This window comes from Photobacterium chitinilyticum, from assembly GCF_004104355.1.
Lineage (GTDB): Bacteria > Pseudomonadota > Gammaproteobacteria > Enterobacterales > Vibrionaceae > Photobacterium > Photobacterium chitinilyticum.
In genome coordinates, this window is the sequence record NZ_RJLM01000136.1 from 1 (window position 1) to 581 (window position 581).

The following is a 581-nucleotide window of genomic DNA, read 5'->3' on the forward strand; positions in this document are numbered from 1 at the left end:
TCGGTGGTTCTCGTGTACCCCTACAGCGAGAAATCGGATAAACTATTACAACCCCTACAGTTTGATGAGTATAGAAATGGATCCACTCGTTATTCTCGGACGAGTGTTCAGTAATGAACCTCTGGAGAGAACCATGTATATGATCGTTATCTGGGTTGGACTTCTGCTTTTAAGCCCAGATAACTGGCCTGAATATGTTAATGAGAGAATCGGTATTCCTCATGTGTGGCATGTTTTCGTCTTTGCTCTTGCATTTTCGCTAGCAATTAATGTGCATCGATTATCAGCTATTGCCAGCGCCAGATATAAGCGATTTAAGCTAAGAAAACGCATTAAGATGCAAAACGATAAAGTGCGATCAGTAATTCAAAACCTTACAGAAGAGCAATCTATGGTTTTGTGCGCAGCCCTTAATGAAGGCAGGAAGTATGTGGTTACATCAAAACAATTCCCATACATTAGTGAGTTGATTGAGCTTGGTGTGTTGAACAAAACTTTTTCCCGATGGAATGGAAAGCATATATTATTCCCTATTGAGGATATTTACTGGACTGAATTAGTTGCCAGCTATGATCCATATA

General features: G+C 39.9%; 1 protein-coding gene. It reads left to right on the forward strand.

Annotation, left to right across the window (positions count from 1 at the left end; translation table 11 throughout):
- Positions 1-133 precede the first annotated feature (133 nt).
- Positions 134-581: superinfection exclusion B family protein (locus EDI28_RS26240; protein ID WP_128786714.1), on the forward strand; the 448-nt coding region annotated here is incomplete at its 3' end.